Below are 17725 nucleotides of genomic sequence, written 5' to 3'. Positions count from 1 at the left end.
TCCAGGAAGGGCCCGCAGCCGTGACTTCACCCACTGCTCTCGACTCGATCATCGAGGGTGTGCGCGCGGACCTGGCGGCACGTGAGGCCGTCGTGGACCTGGCCTCGGTCAAGGCCGCCGCCAAGGCCGCGCCCCCCGCGATCGACGCCACCGCCGCCCTCCGCGAGCCCGGCATCGCCGTGATCGCCGAGGTCAAGCGCGCGAGCCCGTCCAAGGGCGACCTGGCGGGCATCGCCGATCCCGCCGAACTGGCGTCCGAGTACGAGGCCGGGGGAGCGCGCGCGATCAGCGTGCTGACCGAGCAGCGCCGCTTCAAGGGTTCGCTCGCGGATCTCGACGCTGTGCGCGAACGGGTACGGATTCCCGTGCTGCGCAAGGACTTCATCGTCACGCCCTACCAGATCCACGAGGCCCGCGCGCACGGTGCGGACATCGTGCTGCTCATCGTCGCCGCGCTCGAGCAGCCGGTGCTGGTCTCCCTGCTGGACCGCATCGAGTCCCTGGGCATGACCGCACTCGTCGAGGTGCACACGGAGGACGAGGCGGACCGGGCGCTCGAGGCCGGCGCGACGGTCATCGGCGTGAACGCCCGCAACCTCAAGACCCTCGAGGTGGACCGCGAGTCGTTCGCCCGGATCGCGCCCGGCCTGCCCTCCTCGGTGATCAAGATCGCCGAGTCCGGCGTGCGCGACAGCCACGACCTACTGACCTACGCGGGCCAGGGCGCCGACGGTGTGCTCGTGGGCGAGGGGCTGGTCACGGCCGGTGATCCCCGCACGGCCGTCGCCGACCTCGTGACCGCCGGCTCGCATCCCAGCTGCCCCCGCCCCGCACGCTAGGCGTTCGGGCCCCGGCGCTCCGCCTCGCGGAGCGCGATCTGCACCGCGCCCCGTACCGGATCCACGGTGAGAACCCTCAGGTCGGAGATGCCGCGCATCCCGAGATGATGACGCACGCGCCGTTGCAGCGCGGGCTGGTGCACGGCGAGCCCGCCCGCGAGCACCACGGGTCCCGCTGACCCGATCCGTTCGGCGACCGACACCGCGATGTCCGTCAGGGCGATCGCCGCCTGATCGACGATGTCCGTGCTCACCGGGTCGCCCGACTGGGCGAGCTCGAAGACGACGCGGGCCCGGCCCGCCCAATAGCGGCGCTCCTGCTGGGCGTAGAAGTGATCGAGCAGCTCGTCGGTGCTCTGCAGGCCGCAGTCCGCCGCCAACTGCTGCCCGAGGTGATCGGACGGCTCCTCACGGTCGAGGCGGATCAACGTGCGGCGCACGGCCTCCTTCGCCACCCAGTAGCCGCTGCCCTCGTCGCCGAGGAGATAGCCCCAGCCGCCCGCACGGGCGTGGCGCTCGCCCGACCGGCCCCACGCGACGGCGCCGGTGCCGGAGATGACCGCCACCCCGTCGCGGACGCCGGCGGCGGCGAGGATGAGCTGACTGTCGTGCACCACTCGGATGCGCGCGCCCGGGATGCGCTCGGCGAGCAGCGCCGTCAGGGTGGCGGCGCCGGCCGGGGTCTCCACCCCTGCTGCGCCGGCGCAGACCGCCCCCACGTCCTGGACGCCGAGGCGGCCGAGCGCGATGTCGAGCTGGCGACCGGCCTCGTCCCGGCCGACGGAGGAGATGTTCGCGCTGCCGGCGAGTGCCTCCGCCACGACGACGCCGTTCTCGGCGCGGACCGCCTGCGTCTTGGAGCCCCCGATGTCGAGACCGATGACCGCGGTGCTCACTGCGCGGCCGCCCCGGCCCTGTCGCCGTCCTTCGGCCAGGTGCCGTGGTTCTGCCAGTAGTACTGGATGTCCTCGAGCTTGCGCCCCTTGGTCTCCGGGGCGAACTTCAGCACGAACAGGAAGGCGAGGACGGTGAGGCCGCCGAAGACGGCGAAGGTACCCGTGCCGCCGAGCAGCCGGCTGTTGAGCATCGTCAGCGTGACCTGGGCGACGATGGCGTTCGCGACGAGATCGGAGGTGAGCATCGCCGACGAGCCGTATGCGCGGAGCCGGGCCGGGAAGGCCTCGCCGGCGTACACCCACACCAGCGAACCGAAGCCGAAGGAGAATCCGATCACGACGAGGACGAGGCCGGCGAAGCCGACGACGCCGGCGGTCTCGTGGTTCTTGAAGTCGCCGTCGGCCATCTGGTAGGCGAGGATCATCACGGCGAACGCGAGGACCATCGTGCCGATGCCGCCGAGGAGGATGGGGCGCCGGCCGAACTTGTCCACGGTGAAGATCGAGATCACCACGGCCAGCAGGCCGAAGAGCTGTACGAACGCGGGCAGCATGTACTTACCGAAGTTCCCCTCGTAGCCCATCGACGCGAAGATGTCCGGGCTGTAGTAGATGATCGCGTTGATACCGGTGATCTGGATGAAGAAGCCGAGGACGACGACGAAGAAGGTGGCGCGCAGGTAGGGCTGGCGGAAGAGCTGGCTCAGCCTGCCGCCCGACTCGTCGGACAGCTGGGCCCGCATCTCGTCGAGTTCGGCCTCGATGTCGGCCGCGGTCGAGTCGGGTTCGACGGAGATGAGGGCGGCGCGGGCCTCGTGCTCCCGGCCGCGGGTCATGTACCAGCGGGCGGTGTCGGGAAGGCGGACCAGCAGCAGGGTCACGATGATCGCCGGCACAGCTGCGAGGCCGAGCATCCACTTCCACGAGGTGGTGCCCAGGCCGGCCAGCATGAACCCCAGGATGTAGCCGAGGATGATGCCCACGATGGTCGCGAACTGGTAGGCGACGAGCATCGCCCCGCGACGTTTCGCGGGGGCGGACTCGGCCACGAACACCGGGACGACCACGACCGAGACGCCGACCGTGAGCCCCAGGAGGAAGCGGGCCACGAGCAGCAACGGAACGGTGGGGGCGAGCGCGCCGAAGAGCGCGAACAGCGTGTAGCCCGCGCCCACCGAGATCATCGCCTTCCGCCGGCCCACCTTGTTGGCGAACCAGCCGCCGGCCAGGGCGCCGAGGATCTCGCCCACGACGACGACCGTGGCGAGCGCCTGGGTCATCCCGTCGCCGAGCCCGAAGTCCTCCCGGATGAAGTCCTTCGCCGCGGCGATGTTCGACGTGTCGTATCCGTAGATCACGCCGAGGCTCGCCGCCGCGACTCCGACGAGGACCGCGCTCGATTTCGCAGCCTGCGTACCGCTCATGTCATCTCCTTGAAGTCGACTCCAAGTGGTCTATACCAATTGAAGTATGCTCAGAGTGGCATAGACCACTTTCATCGTCAAGGGGTAATGTGGCGCACATGACGCTTCCTCGTTCGTCGCACGCCGAACCGCCGCGCTACTTCCGCGCGAAACTCGAACTCCAGCGGCGGATCGGCGACCTCGGGCACGGCGACACCCTGCCCGCCGAGCGGCGGCTCGCGGAGGACCTCGGTGTCTCGCGCACCACCCTGCGAAAGGCGCTGGCGGAGCTGTCCGCCGAGGGAGTGCTGCGCCGCGAGCACGGCAGCGGCACGTACGTCGCGCCGCCCAAGGTGGTCCGCGTGCGGCAGCTGACCTCGTTGAGCGAGGACTTCGGCGTCGACGGCCAAGCGGTGCGGTCCGATCTGCTCTCCTGCGACCACATCACCGCCGACGCGGAGACGCAGACGGCGCTCGAACTGCCCCGCGGAGCCCGGGTCTACCGCGTGACGCGGCTGCGCATCGTCGACGACGAACCGCTCGCCATCGAGGAGGCGCACCTGCGCGGGCCGCTGCGCGGTCTCGCCGCGCGCCTGGAGGAACAGTCCTCGCTGTACCGCGTGCTGCGGGAGCAGTACGGCCGGTGCATCTCAGCCGTGGAGGACACCGTGGAGACGGCGCTCGCCTCGCCCTCCGAGGCGGAACTACTCGGGGTGACCGCGGGGCACCCGCTCCTCATGGTCCACCGCCTCGGCCGCGACGCCGACGGTCTCGCGCTCGAGTGGACGCGCAGCATCTACCGGGGCGATCGGTTCAAGTTCGTCGCCCGCGCGACGAGCCCGGCCGCGACAAAGGACGTCGCGGCCGGGCCGCCGGAGCTCTGAGGACGCCAGACCGTCACTTGTCGTTGATCGGGAGCCCCGGGGGATTGATCTCGGAGGTGGGCACCGCCTCGGCCTCGAGTCCCCACCGGGTGAGGACCTTGAGGTAGTCGCCGCTCCGGATCGTCGATTCGAGGGCGGCCTGCACGGCGCGGATGATGCCGCTGTCCTTCCGGGTGGTGGCGCCGATGAGGCCCTGCAGGGTGGAGCCGGCGCCGGACACGCGGCCGACGATCTTCGTGGCGTTGGGGGTGCCCCTGGTCTGCGCGACGTGGAAGGCCGAGACGGGGTTCGGGCCGAAGTAGGCGTCGATCTGACCCGATGCGAGCGCGGCGTACGTGCCGGTGTTGTCCTGGTAGTTCTTGATGGCGATGCCGGGCTTGCCTGCGGCCCGCAGGTCGGCGTCGTAGCGCTGCAGGATCCGCTCCTGGTTGGTGCCCGACCCGACGGCCACGGTCCTCCCGGAGAAGGAATCCCCACCCGTGAACGTGAAGGTCGAGGACTCCTGCACCTCGACCGCGAGGTCGTCCTTGCGGTACGTGGCGAAGTCGTACTTCTGCTTCCGGGCCTCGGTGACGGTGATGTTCGAGACGCCCAGGTCGAACTGGCCGCTGTCGATGCCCAGGAACAGGCCCTCCCACGACGTGTTGGACTCCTCGATCTTCAGCCCGAGGGCGCCCGCGATGAGGTGGGCGATGTCCGACTCGTCGCCGATGAAGACGCGGTCGTCGTCCGTCGAGGGGAAGTAGAACGGTGCGTTGCCGGCCCCCGATCCGTGGGCGACGCGCAGTACGCCTCGGTCGCGGATCGCCGGGGGGAGCAGGGCCGCTGCGGCCTCGTTCTTCGGCGGCACGATGCGGTCCTGCTTGCTCGTCAGGTTGAGCTGCTGCCCGGCCGCGCCGGTGACGCTCGCGGTGGTCGATTCCGTGGTCTGGCCGCCGCAGCCCGCCAGGACGGCGCCGGCGAGGGCGATCGCCGCGGCGAGGACGGGCAGGCGATGGCGAACGGTGGGGCGAGCGGTCGAACGGGCGGTCATGCGGTCTCCTTGGCGGTCCAGTGGGCGAGGAAGGTGCGGGTGCGGTCCGTGGCGGGACGGTCGAGCACGGCGGACGGCGACCCGACGGCGACGACACGGCCGCGATCGAGGAAGACGATCCGGTCGGAGATGCGGCGGGCGAAGGCCAGCTCATGGGTGACCACGACGAGCGTGCGGCCCTCGGCGGCCAGCTCGGCGATCACGGCGTTCACCTCGCCCACGAGTTCGGGGTCGAGCGCGGAGGTCGGCTCGTCGAAGAGGATCAGCTCCGGGTCGAGCGCGAGGGTGCGCGCGATCGCGACGCGTTGCTGCTGACCGCCGGAGAGCCGGCCCGGGTACTGGCCGGCGTGTGCGCCGAGCCCGACGCGGTCCAATAGCTCACGGGCCCGCTCCTCGGCCTCGGGCCGGCTCCGGCCGAGCGTCAGACGCTGCGGACGCGCGACGTTCTCCGCGGCGGTCAGATGCGGGAACAGGTTGAACTGCTGGAAGACGAAGCCGATCCGAGCGCGCTGGCGGCGCAGCTCGCGCTCGGGCAGCGCGACGAGATGGTCTCCGCGCCGCCGCACGCCGATGAGATCGCCGTCCACCCGGACGACGCCGGAGCTCGGCTCCTCCAGGTGGTTGAGCAGCCGGAGCAGCGTCGACTTACCCGAGCCGGACGGGCCGATGATCGAGACCACCTCGCCCGGCGCGACGGTGAGATCCACCCCGCGCAACACCTCGTCGTGGCCGAAGCGCTTGGTCAGGCCCACCGCCTCCAGTCGGGGGCGCGGTGCGATGGCGGTCATGCGGGCGTCTCCTTCGTCGTGGTCCTCGCGGACTTCGTGGCCCCGTACCCGCGGGCGAGCCGCTTCTCGAGGTAGTGCTGGCCGATCGACAGCACGGTGGTGAGCACCGCGTACCAGGCGACCGCGACGAGCAGCAGCGGGATGATCCTGCCGTTGCGGCCGTAGATCACCTGGACCTGGTAGAACAGGTCGGGCAGCGCCAGGATGAAGACCGCCGTCGTGCCCTTCAGAAGGCCGATCACCTCGTTGGCCGCGGGCGGCACGATGGTGCGCAGGGCCTGGGGGAGCGTGATCCGCAGCAGGTGGGCGGCCGGTGGAATTCCGAGTGCGCGGGCCGCATCGTGCTGTCCGGGCGAGACGCCGAGGATGCCCGCCCGCACGATCTCCGAGCCGTAGGCGGCCTGGTGCAGGACGATGCCGATGACCGCCGCCGTGTACGGGGACAGCAGGTCCTTGGTCGGAGCGTCGACGAAGGTCGGCCCGAACGGGATGCCGAGCCCGATCGTCGGGTACAGGGCGCCGAGGTAGCCCCAGAACAGGATCTGCACGATGAGCGGGACGGACCGGAACAGCCAGACGAAGCCGAAACTGAACGCCGCGAGCACGCGGTTGCCGGAGAGGCGGGCCAGGGCCAGCACACCGCCGAGGAGGAACCCCAGGACCGCGCCGATCGCCGTGAGCTGCACCGTGAACCACAGCGCCTCGAGCACCGTCGGGCTGAACAGGTACGCGCCGAAGGTGGGCCAGTCGTAGCGCGGGTTGGTCACCGCCGAGGCCACGAGCTGCGCGAACAGGACGACGGCCACGGCGACGGCCAGCCAGCGGCCCCACTGGACGCGGTGCCGGACCGGCAGGTCCGCGAGGACGGCGAGATCGGGGTCGGACGTGGCCTGCTGCGGCCGGGTGAGGGCGAGGGTCATGAGGCTCCGGTCGGGTCGGTGGTGGGCGGCTGGACGAGAAGCAGCGGGAGGGTGGCGCGCAGGCGGAAGCCGAGGTGCTCGTAGACCGCGCGGGCATCGGTGTTCCCGGCGGAGGTGTGCAGGAACGGAACGTCGCCCCGGGACCGGATGTGGTGTCCCACGGCGCGGACGAGCCGCGTCGCAAGGCCCTGTCCGCGGTGTCCCGGATCAGTGCAGACGGCGCTGATCTCCGTCCATCCGGGCGGTCGCATTCGCTCCCCGGCGAGCGCGATCAACCGCCCGGACGCATCGCGCAGGCCCAGGTACAGGCCCAGTTCGACGGTGCGCCGCTCGAACGGTCCGGGCCGGGTGCGCGCGACGAGATCCAGGATCTCGTCCACGTTCGCCGGGCCCAGGACCTCCGCCTCCGGATCGGGCGCGGTGGCGAGCGCGGCACCGTCGTACTGGACGAGCGGGACCTCGTCGACGACGCGCCACCCGGCGGGGAGCGGTCCCCGCACGTCCCGCAGCGAGATGGGCGTCCCGGGCACCGCGAGGCGGGCCAGTGCCGCGAAGTCCGCGGCGGCCGGGCGCTGCGGGTGCCCCACGAAACGCGCGACGTCCGGGTGGTACCGGACCACGGCGCCGTCGCCGAGGCGGAAGCGGGCGTGGGCGCCGTGCAGCGACGCCCGGACGGGATCGTCGAGGACATGGCCGAGCGTGGTGGTCATGCCCGGAAACACTCGTCGCGGAGGGGCATTCGCGGAATGGTTGGCGTCGCTGTGATTCCTCTTTGACGGCGTAGGGATAATCGTTGCTGTGAGCCTCCCAGAAGCCAGTACCGGACTGTCCGAACGATCGGCCTTCGAGCCGGACGGGACCGGTCATTGGGGTGCGTGGGGCGGCCGGCACGTTCCCGAGGCGCTGATGGCGGTGATCGAGGAGGTCACGGCCGAATTCGAGAAGGTGCGCTCGGACCGGGAGTTCCTCGCCGAGCTGGACCGGCTGCAGCGCCAGTACACCGGGCGGCCGTCGCCGCTGTACCCGTGCGTGCGCCTCAACGAGCACGCCGGCGGGGCGAAGATCTTCCTCAAGCGCGAGGACCTCAACCACACCGGCAGCCACAAGATCAACAACGTGCTCGGACAGGTGCTGCTGGCCAAGCGGATGGGCAAGCCGCGCGTCATCGCCGAGACGGGCGCCGGCCAGCACGGCGTCGCCACGGCGACCGCCTGTGCGCTGCTCGGCATCGAGTGCGTCATCTACATGGGCAAGGTCGACACCGACCGGCAGGCGCTCAACGTCGCCCGGATGCGGCTCCTCGGCGCCGAGGTCATCGCCGTCGCCTCGGGCTCCGCATCGCTCAAGGATGCGATCAACGAGGCGTTGCGCGACTGGGTCAGCAACGCCGACACCACCTACTACTGCTTCGGCACCGCGGCCGGGCCGCACCCGTTCCCGCTCATGGTGCGCGACCTGCAGCGCATCGTCGGCATGGAGGCGCGCGAGCAGATCCTCGAGGCCGAGGGGCGCCTGCCGGACGCGGTCGTCGCCTGCGTCGGCGGCGGCTCCAACGCGATCGGGATCTTCCATCCCTTCATCGCCGACGAGGGCGTCCGCCTGGTCGGGTGCGAGGCCGCGGGCGACGGCGTCGAGACCGGCCGGCACGCTGCGACCTTCACCGGCGGCAGCCCCGGAGCTTTCCAGGGCGCCTACTCCTATCTGCTGCAGGACGAGGACGGCCAGACCGTCGAATCGCACTCGATCTCCGCCGGGCTCGACTACCCGGGCGTCGGGCCCGAGCACGCGCAGCTCAAGGAGTCGGGGCGCGCCGAGTACGTGCCCATCACCGACGCCGAGGCGATGGACGCCTTCGCGCTGCTGTGCCGCACGGAGGGCATCATCCCGGCGATCGAGTCGGCGCACGCCGTCGCAGGCGCCGTGCAGCTCGGCCGCCGGCTCGGCCCGGGCTCGGTGATCGTGGCGAACCTCTCCGGCCGCGGCGACAAGGACGTCGACACCGCCGGGAAGTGGTTCGGGCTGCTCGACGAGAACGGTGACGTGGTGGGCGAGAAGGTGGTCGGCGCCGACCTCAACACCGCCCTGCGCGACGCGCAGGAGAAGGGCACGGCGGCGAACGGAACGGGGGAGAACAAGTGAGCGCACTGGCACCGGTCTTCGAGCAGTGCCGGGCGGACAACCGCGCGGCCCTCGTCACCTATCTTCCCTGCGGGTACCCGTCGAAGCAGGGCGGCATCGACACCGTGGTCGCGATGGCCGAGTCCGGCGCCGACATCGTCGAACTCGGCGTGGCCTACAGCGACCCCGTCATGGACGGCCCCGTCATCCAGCGCGCCGCCGACGACGCGCTCCGCGGCGGGATCCGGGTCCGCGACATCTTCTCCTACGCGGAGGCCGTCGCCGCGGCCGGCGCCGCCCCCGTCGTCATGGCGTACTGGAATCCGGTCCTCAAGTACGGCGTCGAAGCCTTCGCGCGGGATCTCGCCGCCGCCGGTGGCCGGGGCATGATCACGCCGAACCTCATTCCCGACGAGGCCGACGAGTGGATCGCGGCCGCCGACCGCCACGGCCTGGACAAGATCTTCCTCGCCGCACCGTCGTCGACGCCGGAACGGCTCGCGATGACCGCGAAGGCATCGTCGGGCTTCCTCTACGCCGCGTCGACGATGGGCGTCACCGGCGCCCGCGACGCCGTCGACAACGTGGCACCGGAGCTCGTCGCCCGCATCCGCGAGGTGTCGGACATCCCCGTCGGCGTCGGCCTGGGTGTGCGATCGCGCGAGCAGGCCGCGGAGATCGCGGCGTACGCCGATGCCGTGATCGTCGGTTCCGCACTGGTCAGCGCGGCGGGGGAGTCGCTGGACGCGGTGCGTTCACTGACCTCCGAGCTCGCCGCCGGTGTCCGCGGAGCCTGATCCGCCCGTCTCCGCCGGGCCGGTGGCGAAGCGCGCGACGGCCCGCCGACTCGTCCGCCGCGTCCGCCGCGAACTGACGGACGGCCGGGCGTGGCGCACGGCCGGCACGGCCGAGTACGCGTACACCACCGAGGCGATCCGGTTCCTCCGCGGCGAGTGGGCCCTGCGGGTGAGCATCGCGTTCCTCGCGATGATGATGCTGCCGCTGGCCCTCGTGATGCAGTTCAACCCGATGGGTCCGCACGGGGTCCTGCCGCGGACGATTCACCTGGGCGCCGCGGTGATCGGCTTCGTCCTCGGGATCCGGTGGGTGGTCGGCGCGTGGCCCACCGTGCGCGAAGCCGTGTGGTTCCTCCTCGGCGCCGACGCGCTGATCGGGATCGCCGTCTCGGTGCTGTCCGAGCCCACGGCACGCATCTGCGGCGCGATCCACCTCGCGATGTTGGGCATGTTCGCCGCGTTCCTGCTCGGGTGGCGGATCCTGCTGGTGCACTGCGTCTACTCGCTGGTGCTCATCGCGGGGCTGACGGGCTACTCGATCCTCGCGGAGGGGCGTTCCCTTCTGGATCTGTACGTGTACACGACTCCCGCGATCACCACCGTGGTCGGGCTTCCCGTCGTCATCCAGGTCGTCGTGGAAACCGGGCGGTACGGCATCACCCGTGTCTCCCGCGAGTGGTACACCGACGTTCTCACGGGCGTGCACAATCGGCGCGGGATGTCCTTCGCCGTGCGCCGTGCCGCGCTGCGGGTCGGCTCCGACGACATCATGCTCGTAGGGGCCCTCGATCTGGACGACTTCAAGCGGTACAACGACTCCCACGGACACACGGCGGGGGACGAGTTGCTCGTCGACGTCGCGCGGCGCCTCATGGCCGTGCCGCGGTTGGTCGTGGGCCGCAACGGCGGCGACGAGTTCGGCCTGTTCGCGGTCCGTGCCGACCGGGACGACGCCGCGCGCGTGCTGGAGGAGCTCCGCGACCTCGTGCAGCGGCACGGGGACGGGGACAGGAGGATCCGCGGCAGCCTCGGTGTCGTGATCGCGCGAGGTCGTGATCGGGACCGGCTCGGAGAGCTCGCGGTCGAGGCGGACGAGGCCCTGTATCAGGCCAAGCGCTCCCCGACGACGGCGGTCGTGGTGCGGAATCCGCTGATGTTGTAACTGGAATTCGGGCGCCTGCATCGGGGGCACGGGGCGCCCTAGTAGGATCGACTCCCGTGACGACCGGGATCAGCGTTGGCCGCTGACGCGCGGCGGCCGGCCGAGCTGTGGGGACCGGTCGGTCTGCCGCATCTTCTCCGTGCCGGGGCTCGGGCGCTGACCCGCCGATCCGGTTGGCGGTACGCCGGGCGCGCCGAGTACGAACAGGCGACGTCCTGGATCAAGGGGCAGGGCGGCGGTATCGCGCTGCGCTTCGTGGTGGGGTCCCTGGCGCTGCTGATGGTGCCGCTGTGCATCGGCGTCCTGTTCTCCGACGCCCGCCCGCGCAGCACCGCCGCGATGATCGTGTTCGTGGTCGCCGCCAGCGGCAGCGCGGTACTCGGTACCTGGTGGCTCCGGCTGCGGAGGCCGCGCGCTCAGGATGCGATGACCTTCGTGGCGATCGCCGACATCTGTCTCCTCACCGGGTGCCTCGCCCAGTTCGGCATCGCCAAGGTGGCGGGAACCACCTACCTCGGCATGCTGGCGATGCTCACCGCCTTCCTCCTGGGGTGGCGGATCCTGGTCGTGCACTGCCTGTTCTCCCTCGCCGCGATCGCGGCCTGCACGGTCGCGGCCGTCCAGGCCGACGGCGTCGCGATGGGTCAGCTGTACGCGATCCTCGCTCCTGCGGCGACGATCGACTTCGCTCTCCCGATGCTCGTCCAGTTCATCGTCGAGTTCGGTCGACGCGGGATCGGCGTGGTGACGGTCGAGCGCAACCGGGACACCTTGACGGGCCTGTTCAGCCGCGCCGGCCTGCAGGCCACGCTCCGCGGCCTCGTCCACCGGCGTGAGCACGACACCGCGGTGGTCGCGATCCTGGACCTCGACGGCTTCAAGGCCTACAACGACACCTACGGCCATCTCGCCGGCGACAAGTACCTCGCCGAGACGGCGCAGTGGCTCCGCGGCGGTCTCTCGAGCGCGCTCATCGGCCGAATGGGCGGCGACGAGTTCGTGATCGTCGCCCTCCGGCTGGGGCGCACGGAGGCGGACGTGGTCATCGGCGACCTGCGCCGGTTGGTGGACGAGGGCGGCCCGATCGCCGGGAGCATCGGCCTCGTCGTGCGCCCCCGCCTCAGCACCTCGGACCTGCCCAGCGCGGTGGGAGAGGCCGATCGGGCCCTCTACACGGCGAAGGCGGACCGCTCGCGCCGCCTGGTGGTTCGCGATCTGACCGTGCGGGACGCCGACGACTCCGACTAGGATTTGCGATCGTGAGTCCTCGGTCGCGACGGTACGGCAGGAACGTTCGCCGACTCGCGCGCATCCTCACCGATCGATCCGGGTGGCGGGAGGCGGGGCGCGCCGAGTACGCCTTCGCCACGTCGGGCATCATCGGCCAGGGCGGCGGTCTCGCGCTCCGCTTCGTGGTGTCGGCCCTCGCCATCGTCCTGCTGCCGATCGGCGTGGTGAGCCTGTTCCTCCCGATCGGGCCGTCCACCCCGGCGGCGACCGTGGCGTATCTCGGGGGATCGATCGGCGGAGCGGTCCTGGGCGTGTGGTGGCTGCTGCGCCGCAGGCGGTCGTGCCGGGACGCCATCGTCTTCGTCGCGTGCGCGGACGTCCTGCTCCTGATCTCCGCCCTGACCATGTCCGGCTACGGGCTCGTCGGGACGACGATGTACTTCGGCATGCTCGCGATGCTGGTCGCGTTCCTGCTGGGCTGGCGGATCCTGCTGCTGCACTGCCTGTTCAGCACCGCGGCCGTGATCGCGGCGACGGTGGTGACCGTGCACGCCCACGGGATCGCCTTCGGCGAGCTCTATCCCGTCGTGGCGCCCGCCGCGACCATCGCGATCGCGCTCCCGCTCATCGTCCAGTTCGTGGTGGAGGCCGGGCGACGGGGGCTCGGTCAGGTCACCCTCGAGCGGGACCACGACACGCTCACGGGACTCTACGGACGACGGGGCCTCGACGCCGAGATGCGGCGGCGGCTGCGCGGGGACGCCGACGGCGTGTGCGTGGTCGCGGTCCTCGATCTCGACGGTTTCAAGGCCTTCAACGACGCGTACGGCCACCAGGCCGGTGACCGGCGACTGGTGGAGACGGCGCGGTGCCTGCAGGCCGGGATTCCGACGGCGGCGCTCGCCCGGATGGGCGGCGACGAGTTCCTCATCGTGGGGACCGGCGCCCGTCGCGCCGACGTCGAGGCGATCCTCGGCGCGGTCCGCGCCCTCGTCGTCGCGCAGGAGGGTCCGCCGCTGATCGCTGCGAGTGTGGGCGTGGCCATCGTGCCCGTGCGTGACCCGCGCCGTCTGCCCGAGGCGATCGAGATCGCGGACACGGCCCTGTACGAGGCGAAGGCCGATCGGTCGCTGCGGATCGTCGTGCGCGATCCCTGTGGCGCCGTGGCCCCCGCGCAGGCGCCTACCGACCCGGACCCGCGCGTGAGCGGCGTCACGGCGCCGCAAACGGAGGTGAGAAGCGCACCGCCGGACCGGTAAGCTGGACCGTTGTGATCACCGCGACCGACCTCGAAGTGCGCGCCGGCGTCCGCACCCTGCTGACCGCGCCGGGCGACCAGTTGCGGGTGCAGGCGGGCGACCGGATCGGCCTCGTCGGCCGCAACGGCGCCGGCAAGACCACCACCATGCGGATCCTCGCCGGCGAGGGCGAGCCCTACGCGGGCCGCATCATCTCCAGCGGCGACGTGGGCTACCTGCCCCAGGACCCGCGGGAGGGCGACCTCGACGTGCTCGCCAAGGACCGCGTGCTCTCCGCCCGCGGGCTCGATCAGATCCTGGCGCAGATGGCGAAGCAGCAGGTCCGCATGGCCGAGTTGGTCGGCGACGAGCTGGACACCGCGGTGCGCAAGTACGGCAACCTCGAGGAGCGCTTCTCCTCGCTCGGCGGGTACGCGGCCGAGTCCGAGGCGGCCCGGATCTGCAACAGCCTGGCGCTGCCCGAACGGGTGCTGGAGCAGCCGCTGCGCACCCTGTCCGGCGGCCAGCGCCGCCGCGTCGAGCTGGCCCGCATCCTGTTCGCGGCGTCCGACGGCTCCGGCGGCAAGTCGAACACGACGCTGCTGCTCGACGAGCCCACCAACCACCTCGACGCCGACTCGATCGGCTGGCTGCGCACCTTCCTGCAGAACCACGACGGCGGGCTCATCGTGATCAGCCACGACGTGGACCTGCTGGCCGACGTGGTGAACCGCGTGTGGTTCCTCGACGCCGTGCGCGGCGAGGCCGACGTCTACAACATGGGCTGGAAGAAGTACATCGACGCCCGTGCCACGGACGAGCAGCGCCGCCGCCGCGAGCGGGCCAACGCCGAGAAGAAGGCGGGCGCGCTGCGGGCCCAGGCCGCGAAGATGGGCGCCAAGGCGACCAAGGCCGTCGCCGCGCAGAACATGCTGCGCCGCGCGGAGCGCATGATGAACGAGCTCGATGACGTGCGCGTCGAGGACAAGACCGCGCGGATCAAGTTCCCGGCCCCCGCGGCCTGTAGCAAGACGCCGCTCATGGTGAAGAACCTCACCAAGACCTACGGCTCGCTGGAGATCTTCACCGGCGTCGACTTCGCCATCGACAAGGGCTCGCGCGTCGTGGTGCTCGGCCTCAACGGCGCGGGCAAGACCACCCTGCTGAAGCTGCTCGCCGGCGTCGAGACACCGGACACGGGCGGTCTCGAACCCGGCCGCGGACTCAAGATCGGGTACTTCGCGCAGGAGCACGACACCCTCGACGACGAGGCCTCGGTGTGGGACAACATCCGGCACGCCTCACCGGACGCGGGGGAGCAGGACCTGCGCGGCCTGCTCGGCGCGTTCATGTTCACGGGCCCGCAGCTCGAGCAGCCCGCGGGAACGCTGTCCGGCGGTGAGAAGACCCGCCTCGCGCTCGCGGGGCTGGTGTCCTCGGCGGCGAACGTCCTGCTGCTCGACGAGCCCACGAACAACCTCGACCCCGTCAGCCGGGAGCAGGTGCTCGAGGCGCTGCGCTCCTACGAGGGCGCCGTCGTCCTGGTGACGCACGACCCGGGGGCCGCCGAGGCGCTCAACCCGGAACGCGTGATCCTCCTGCCCGACGGCACCGAGGATCATTGGAATGCCGAGTACCAGGAGCTCATCGAGCTCGCCTGACCCCGGAGGCACGGCCCGTCGGGCCGCCGAGGTCAGGGCAGGATCGAGTCCACGTACCCGCCGTCGACACGGACCGCGCCGCCCGTCGTGGCGGAGGCGAGCGGCGAGCTGAGGTACACCACCATGTTCGCGATCTCCTCCGGCTCGATGAGGCGCTGGATCAGCGACTGCGGGCGGTGCAGGCGCATGAATTCGCGCTGCGCCTCCTCCCACGGCAGGTCGCGGCTCACCAGCTGGTAGACGAAGTCCTCGACGCCGCCGGTGTGCGTGGGGCCGGCGATCACCGAATTGACCGTGACGCCGGTGCCCGCCGCGGCCTTCGCGAAGCCGCGGGACACACCGAGCAGAGCGGTCTTGGAGACGCCGTAGTGGATCATCTCGGCCGGAGTGACGATCGCGGAGTCGCTCGCGATGTTGAGCACGCGCCCCCACCCGCGGTCCGTCATACCGGGCAACAGGAGTCGCGTCAGGCGCACCGCGGCGAGCACGTTGACGTCGAAGTAGCGGCGCCATTCGTCGTCGGAGATCTCGAGCGGGTCCGCGGCGCCGAAGACGCCCAGATTGTTCACCAGGACGTCGACCGCGCCGAGCTCGGAGACCGCGTGCTCGGCCTCGATCTCGACGGTGACGTCCGCGACGACGGGGACCAGGTCCGCCCCGGGCACCCGGTCGCGGAGGGCCGTGATCGCGCCGCCGACGCGGCCCTCCGATCGCCCGTTGATCCCCACCCGTGCGCCCGCCTGCGCGAGGCCGGCGGCGATGGCGAGGCCGATGCCCTGGGTGGATCCGGTCACGAGGGCGGTCCGCCCGCTCAGGTCGATACGCATGCTTCCGACCCTAACCGCGCGACCGTCAGGCGCGCTCCGCGTAGACGAGATCGTTGTTCTCGTAACCCATCGGCGGACCCACGAACCGCCCGCCGCAGGTGACGAGGATCAGGGTCTCGGGACCGTCGAGCCGGTTCAGGTCGTCCGTCGGCAGGACGCCCTTGTGCACCGACGCGGTGCGGGTGACGCGGTACCGCACGGACGCCCCGTCCTTGCCCGTGAGGGTGACCTCGTCGCCCCGCGCGAGCCCGGAGAAGCGCTTCGCGTAGCCGGCGCCCTGCCGGGCGTCGTCGACGTGTCCGGTGACGACGACCGACCCGGCCCCGGAACCCGGCAGAGCGGAGTCGACCCACCAGCCGAGCCGGTTCACGTCCGTCGGCGGGTAGAGGGCGCCCTGCGAGTCGGTGGCGACGGCGTCGATCGGGGCCCTCGCCCCGTCGACGGTGACGGAGACCGGCGCGGTCGGTTCCGTCGCCGTCGCGCTGACCGGCGGCCGCAGGTCGCTCTGCGCGCTCGGGTTGGACGACGGTGCCGCCGCCGACCCGTCGACGGTGCTCCCGCACCCCGCGAGGGCGAACACCGCCGCGGCGGCCACGGCCACCGACCTCCCACCGCGCCGCATCACAGGCTCCGCCCGGACGGGATCGAAGCGATCGGGACGCGGACGCCGGGATTGCGGACCACGGGCCCGGCGCCGATCTTGGTGTTGGTGACGCGCACCTCGAACCGCGGCGTCAGTCGCACCTCGAAGGGGACTGCCGCGGCGTCGCGGACGTACCCGGCGGGGGCGGCGGTCTCGGTGGCCCGGTAGCAGCCCGACGGCAGCGCGAACGCGGCGACGCCGTTCTCCCCGGTGGTCACGGCGCGGATCGCCTCGTCGGAGCCGCAACGGGAGATCACGAAGGACGCGCCGGCGAGCGGGGCTCCCGTGACGCGGTCCGTCTTGACCAGGGTGCCCTCGGTCTCGACCTCGCCGGGCGGGACGGTCACACCGCACCGGAAGCGGAAGGCCAGCCGGTTCACGCCGTTGCCCTCGACCCGGGAGTAGGCGTTCGGGCCGAGGAGCACACACGACGACGGCCACGCCGTCGGCACGACGCTGACGCAGTCGCGGGGGAACGCGCCTCCGCCGTCGCCGGCGCCATCGGTGCGCGCGCCGCCCAGCGGCCGCCAGGTGTCGCACTCGGCGACCGCGTACTCGGAGGCGACGCCCCGCCCGTCCTGGTCGCGGGCGGCCAGCGTGAACCGGACGTGCCGGTTCGGCGGCGGTGTGGTCGACGTCGGCGGGACGATGCCGCCGCGCTCCAGGCTGAAGAGGAAGTCGACGCGGCCCGAGGTCGACGTCCTGGTCTGCACCGACGGGGAGACCAGGTGCCAGTTGGTCGGCACCCTCTCCACGGTGGCGCGGACGCACGGGCCGGTCACCGTCGTGGCGCCGCCGTGCGAGAGTGTCGCGGCGGGGCCGCCGGAGCAGCCCTGGACGCGGACGGTCGCGCCGGGGACGCCGATGCCCTGCGTCTTCGCATCGATGATCTGGACCGCGGCGACGGTGAGTCGGCCGGGCGGACCCTGCGGCGGCGGCGTGGTGGTCGGCAGCGGCGTGGTCGGGAGTGTGATCGTCGGTGACGGTGTGGTCGCCGGGGCGGTCGGCGTCGTCGCGGGCGCGGTGGGTGTCGACGTCCGTGGCGGCGTGGGCGCCGGCGGCGTCGTGGTCGTCGTTGGCGCCGGGGTCGTGACCGGGGCCGGCGCCGGTGTGGTCGGCTCGGCTCCTGCGACCGCGGGCACCAGGCCCAGCATCGGGACGAACGCCGCCGGCAGCACCAGCGCGCGTCGGATCCGGTTCCTCCGGTTCGGGTTCCACATCGCGTCCTCCTCGTTCGTGATTCCCCCTGCGGCGATGTCCGCCGACATGAGGGAGATCGGGACGCG

17 protein-coding genes are annotated in these 17725 nt (G+C 71.7%); 8 read left to right on the top strand and 9 right to left on the bottom strand.

The window, feature by feature from the left end:
- The first annotated feature begins 20 nt into the window (after window positions 1-20).
- The gene (trpC, locus tag ELY19_RS20020; protein ID WP_126197902.1) at window positions 21-839 is read left to right on the top strand and encodes an indole-3-glycerol phosphate synthase TrpC; all 819 of its coding nucleotides are present in this window, start codon (window positions 21-23) and stop codon (window positions 837-839) included.
- On the opposite strand, the gene ELY19_RS20015 is transcribed toward trpC, so the two are convergent.
- Window positions 836-1735 carry an N-acetylglucosamine kinase gene (locus ELY19_RS20015; protein ID WP_126197900.1) on the bottom strand — a complete coding sequence of 300 codons (900 nt, stop codon included), beginning with the start codon at window positions 1733-1735 and terminating at the stop codon, window positions 836-838. The two genes, trpC and ELY19_RS20015, sit on opposite strands and share 4 nt — an antisense overlap.
- Window positions 1732-3159 (bottom strand): sugar porter family MFS transporter, encoded by a 1428-nt coding sequence (locus tag ELY19_RS20010; RefSeq protein WP_126197896.1) that lies wholly within the window; start codon window positions 3157-3159, stop codon window positions 1732-1734. The genes ELY19_RS20015 and ELY19_RS20010 overlap by 4 nt, the downstream gene beginning before the upstream one ends.
- 98 nt (window positions 3160-3257) lie before the next feature.
- On the opposite strand from ELY19_RS20010, the gene ELY19_RS20005 reads away from it, so the two are divergent.
- Window positions 3258-4022 (top strand): GntR family transcriptional regulator, encoded by a 765-nt coding sequence (locus ELY19_RS20005; protein WP_126197894.1) that lies wholly within the window; start codon window positions 3258-3260, stop codon window positions 4020-4022.
- Between the two features lie 13 nt (window positions 4023-4035).
- Here ELY19_RS20005 and ELY19_RS20000 read toward each other — a convergent pair whose 3' ends face one another.
- The 4 genes from ELY19_RS20000 to ELY19_RS19985 are packed head-to-tail and all read right to left on the bottom strand — an operon-like array spanning window position 4036 to window position 7473.
- Window positions 4036-5055, bottom strand: coding sequence for a transporter substrate-binding domain-containing protein (locus ELY19_RS20000; RefSeq protein WP_126197891.1), 1020 nt, complete (start codon window positions 5053-5055; stop codon window positions 4036-4038).
- Window positions 5052-5843 (bottom strand): amino acid ABC transporter ATP-binding protein, encoded by a 792-nt coding sequence (locus ELY19_RS19995; protein WP_126197888.1) that lies wholly within the window; start codon window positions 5841-5843, stop codon window positions 5052-5054. Before ELY19_RS19995 ends, ELY19_RS20000 begins: the two co-directional genes overlap by 4 nt.
- Complete coding sequence (locus tag ELY19_RS19990) at window positions 5840-6763, bottom strand: amino acid ABC transporter permease (protein ID WP_126197886.1); 924 nt, start codon at window positions 6761-6763, stop codon at window positions 5840-5842. The genes ELY19_RS19995 and ELY19_RS19990 overlap by 4 nt, the downstream gene beginning before the upstream one ends.
- Window positions 6760-7473 carry a GNAT family N-acetyltransferase gene (locus tag ELY19_RS19985; RefSeq protein ID WP_126197884.1) on the bottom strand — a complete coding sequence of 238 codons (714 nt, stop codon included), beginning with the start codon at window positions 7471-7473 and terminating at the stop codon, window positions 6760-6762. Before ELY19_RS19985 ends, ELY19_RS19990 begins: the two co-directional genes overlap by 4 nt.
- Before the next feature lie 79 nt (window positions 7474-7552).
- Between ELY19_RS19985 and trpB the strand changes: the two genes are divergently transcribed.
- From trpB to ELY19_RS19955, 6 genes are all read left to right on the top strand, one after another.
- Complete coding sequence (gene trpB / locus ELY19_RS19980; RefSeq protein WP_227967239.1) at window positions 7553-8902, top strand: tryptophan synthase subunit beta; 1350 nt, start codon at window positions 7553-7555, stop codon at window positions 8900-8902.
- A complete protein-coding gene (trpA, locus tag ELY19_RS19975; protein ID WP_126197879.1) occupies window positions 8899-9678 on the top strand; it encodes a tryptophan synthase subunit alpha in 780 nt (259 codons plus the stop codon). The genes trpB and trpA overlap by 4 nt, the downstream gene beginning before the upstream one ends.
- A complete protein-coding gene (locus ELY19_RS24020) occupies window positions 9662-10840 on the top strand; it encodes a GGDEF domain-containing protein (protein ID WP_126197876.1) in 1179 nt (392 codons plus the stop codon). The genes trpA and ELY19_RS24020 overlap by 17 nt, the downstream gene beginning before the upstream one ends.
- Before the next feature lie 75 nt (window positions 10841-10915).
- A complete protein-coding gene (locus tag ELY19_RS19965; protein ID WP_126197874.1) occupies window positions 10916-12088 on the top strand; it encodes a GGDEF domain-containing protein in 1173 nt (390 codons plus the stop codon).
- Window positions 12089-12099: 11 nt separating this feature from the next.
- The gene (locus ELY19_RS19960) at window positions 12100-13329 is read left to right on the top strand and encodes a GGDEF domain-containing protein (RefSeq protein ID WP_126197871.1); all 1230 of its coding nucleotides are present in this window, start codon (window positions 12100-12102) and stop codon (window positions 13327-13329) included.
- An 11-nt stretch (window positions 13330-13340) separates the two neighbouring features.
- Window positions 13341-14969: an ABC-F family ATP-binding cassette domain-containing protein gene (locus ELY19_RS19955; protein WP_126197868.1), complete on the top strand. Its 1629-nt coding sequence runs from the start codon at window positions 13341-13343 to the stop codon at window positions 14967-14969.
- A 32-nt stretch (window positions 14970-15001) separates the two neighbouring features.
- Here the strand turns inward: ELY19_RS19955 and ELY19_RS19950 are convergent, their stop codons facing one another.
- The 3 genes from ELY19_RS19950 to ELY19_RS19940 are packed head-to-tail and all read right to left on the bottom strand — an operon-like array spanning window position 15002 to window position 17707.
- Window positions 15002-15796 (bottom strand): SDR family NAD(P)-dependent oxidoreductase, encoded by a 795-nt coding sequence (locus ELY19_RS19950; protein ID WP_126197866.1) that lies wholly within the window; start codon window positions 15794-15796, stop codon window positions 15002-15004.
- A 25-nt stretch (window positions 15797-15821) separates the two neighbouring features.
- Complete coding sequence (locus ELY19_RS19945) at window positions 15822-16418, bottom strand: class F sortase (protein WP_126197863.1); 597 nt, start codon at window positions 16416-16418, stop codon at window positions 15822-15824.
- Window positions 16418-17707, bottom strand: a complete 1290-nt coding sequence (locus ELY19_RS19940; protein ID WP_126197861.1) for a prealbumin-like fold domain-containing protein — start codon at window positions 17705-17707, stop codon at window positions 16418-16420. Before ELY19_RS19940 ends, ELY19_RS19945 begins: the two co-directional genes overlap by 1 nt.
- Between the last annotated feature and the right edge of the window lie 18 nt (window positions 17708-17725).

The sequence above is a fragment of the Tsukamurella paurometabola genome (assembly GCF_900631615.1).
GTDB lineage: Bacteria > Actinomycetota > Actinomycetes > Mycobacteriales > Mycobacteriaceae > Tsukamurella > Tsukamurella paurometabola_A.
The sequence above is the reverse complement of the archived record's forward strand: the minus strand, read 5'-3'. Positions and strand labels throughout refer to the sequence as shown.

Bases quoted from the DNA above. Each gene is read 5' to 3' on its own strand.
- ELY19_RS20005 (WP_126197894.1), top strand. From the start codon at position 3,258: ATGACGCTTCCTCGTTCGTCGCACGCCGAACCGCCGCGCTACTTCCGC.
- ELY19_RS20010 (WP_126197896.1), bottom strand. From the start codon at position 3,159: ATGAGCGGTACGCAGGCTGCGAAATCGAGCGCGGTCCTCGTCGGAGTC.
- ELY19_RS19990 (WP_126197886.1), bottom strand. From the start codon at position 6,763: ATGACCCTCGCCCTCACCCGGCCGCAGCAGGCCACGTCCGACCCCGAT.
- ELY19_RS19995 (WP_126197888.1), bottom strand. From the start codon at position 5,843: ATGACCGCCATCGCACCGCGCCCCCGACTGGAGGCGGTGGGCCTGACC.
- ELY19_RS19950 (WP_126197866.1), bottom strand. From the start codon at position 15,796: ATGCGTATCGACCTGAGCGGGCGGACCGCCCTCGTGACCGGATCCACC.
- ELY19_RS19940 (WP_126197861.1), bottom strand. From the start codon at position 17,707: ATGTCGGCGGACATCGCCGCAGGGGGAATCACGAACGAGGAGGACGCG.
- ELY19_RS19945 (WP_126197863.1), bottom strand. From the start codon at position 16,418: ATGCGGCGCGGTGGGAGGTCGGTGGCCGTGGCCGCCGCGGCGGTGTTC.
- ELY19_RS19985 (WP_126197884.1), bottom strand. From the start codon at position 7,473: ATGACCACCACGCTCGGCCATGTCCTCGACGATCCCGTCCGGGCGTCG.
- ELY19_RS20000 (WP_126197891.1), bottom strand. From the start codon at position 5,055: ATGACCGCCCGTTCGACCGCTCGCCCCACCGTTCGCCATCGCCTGCCC.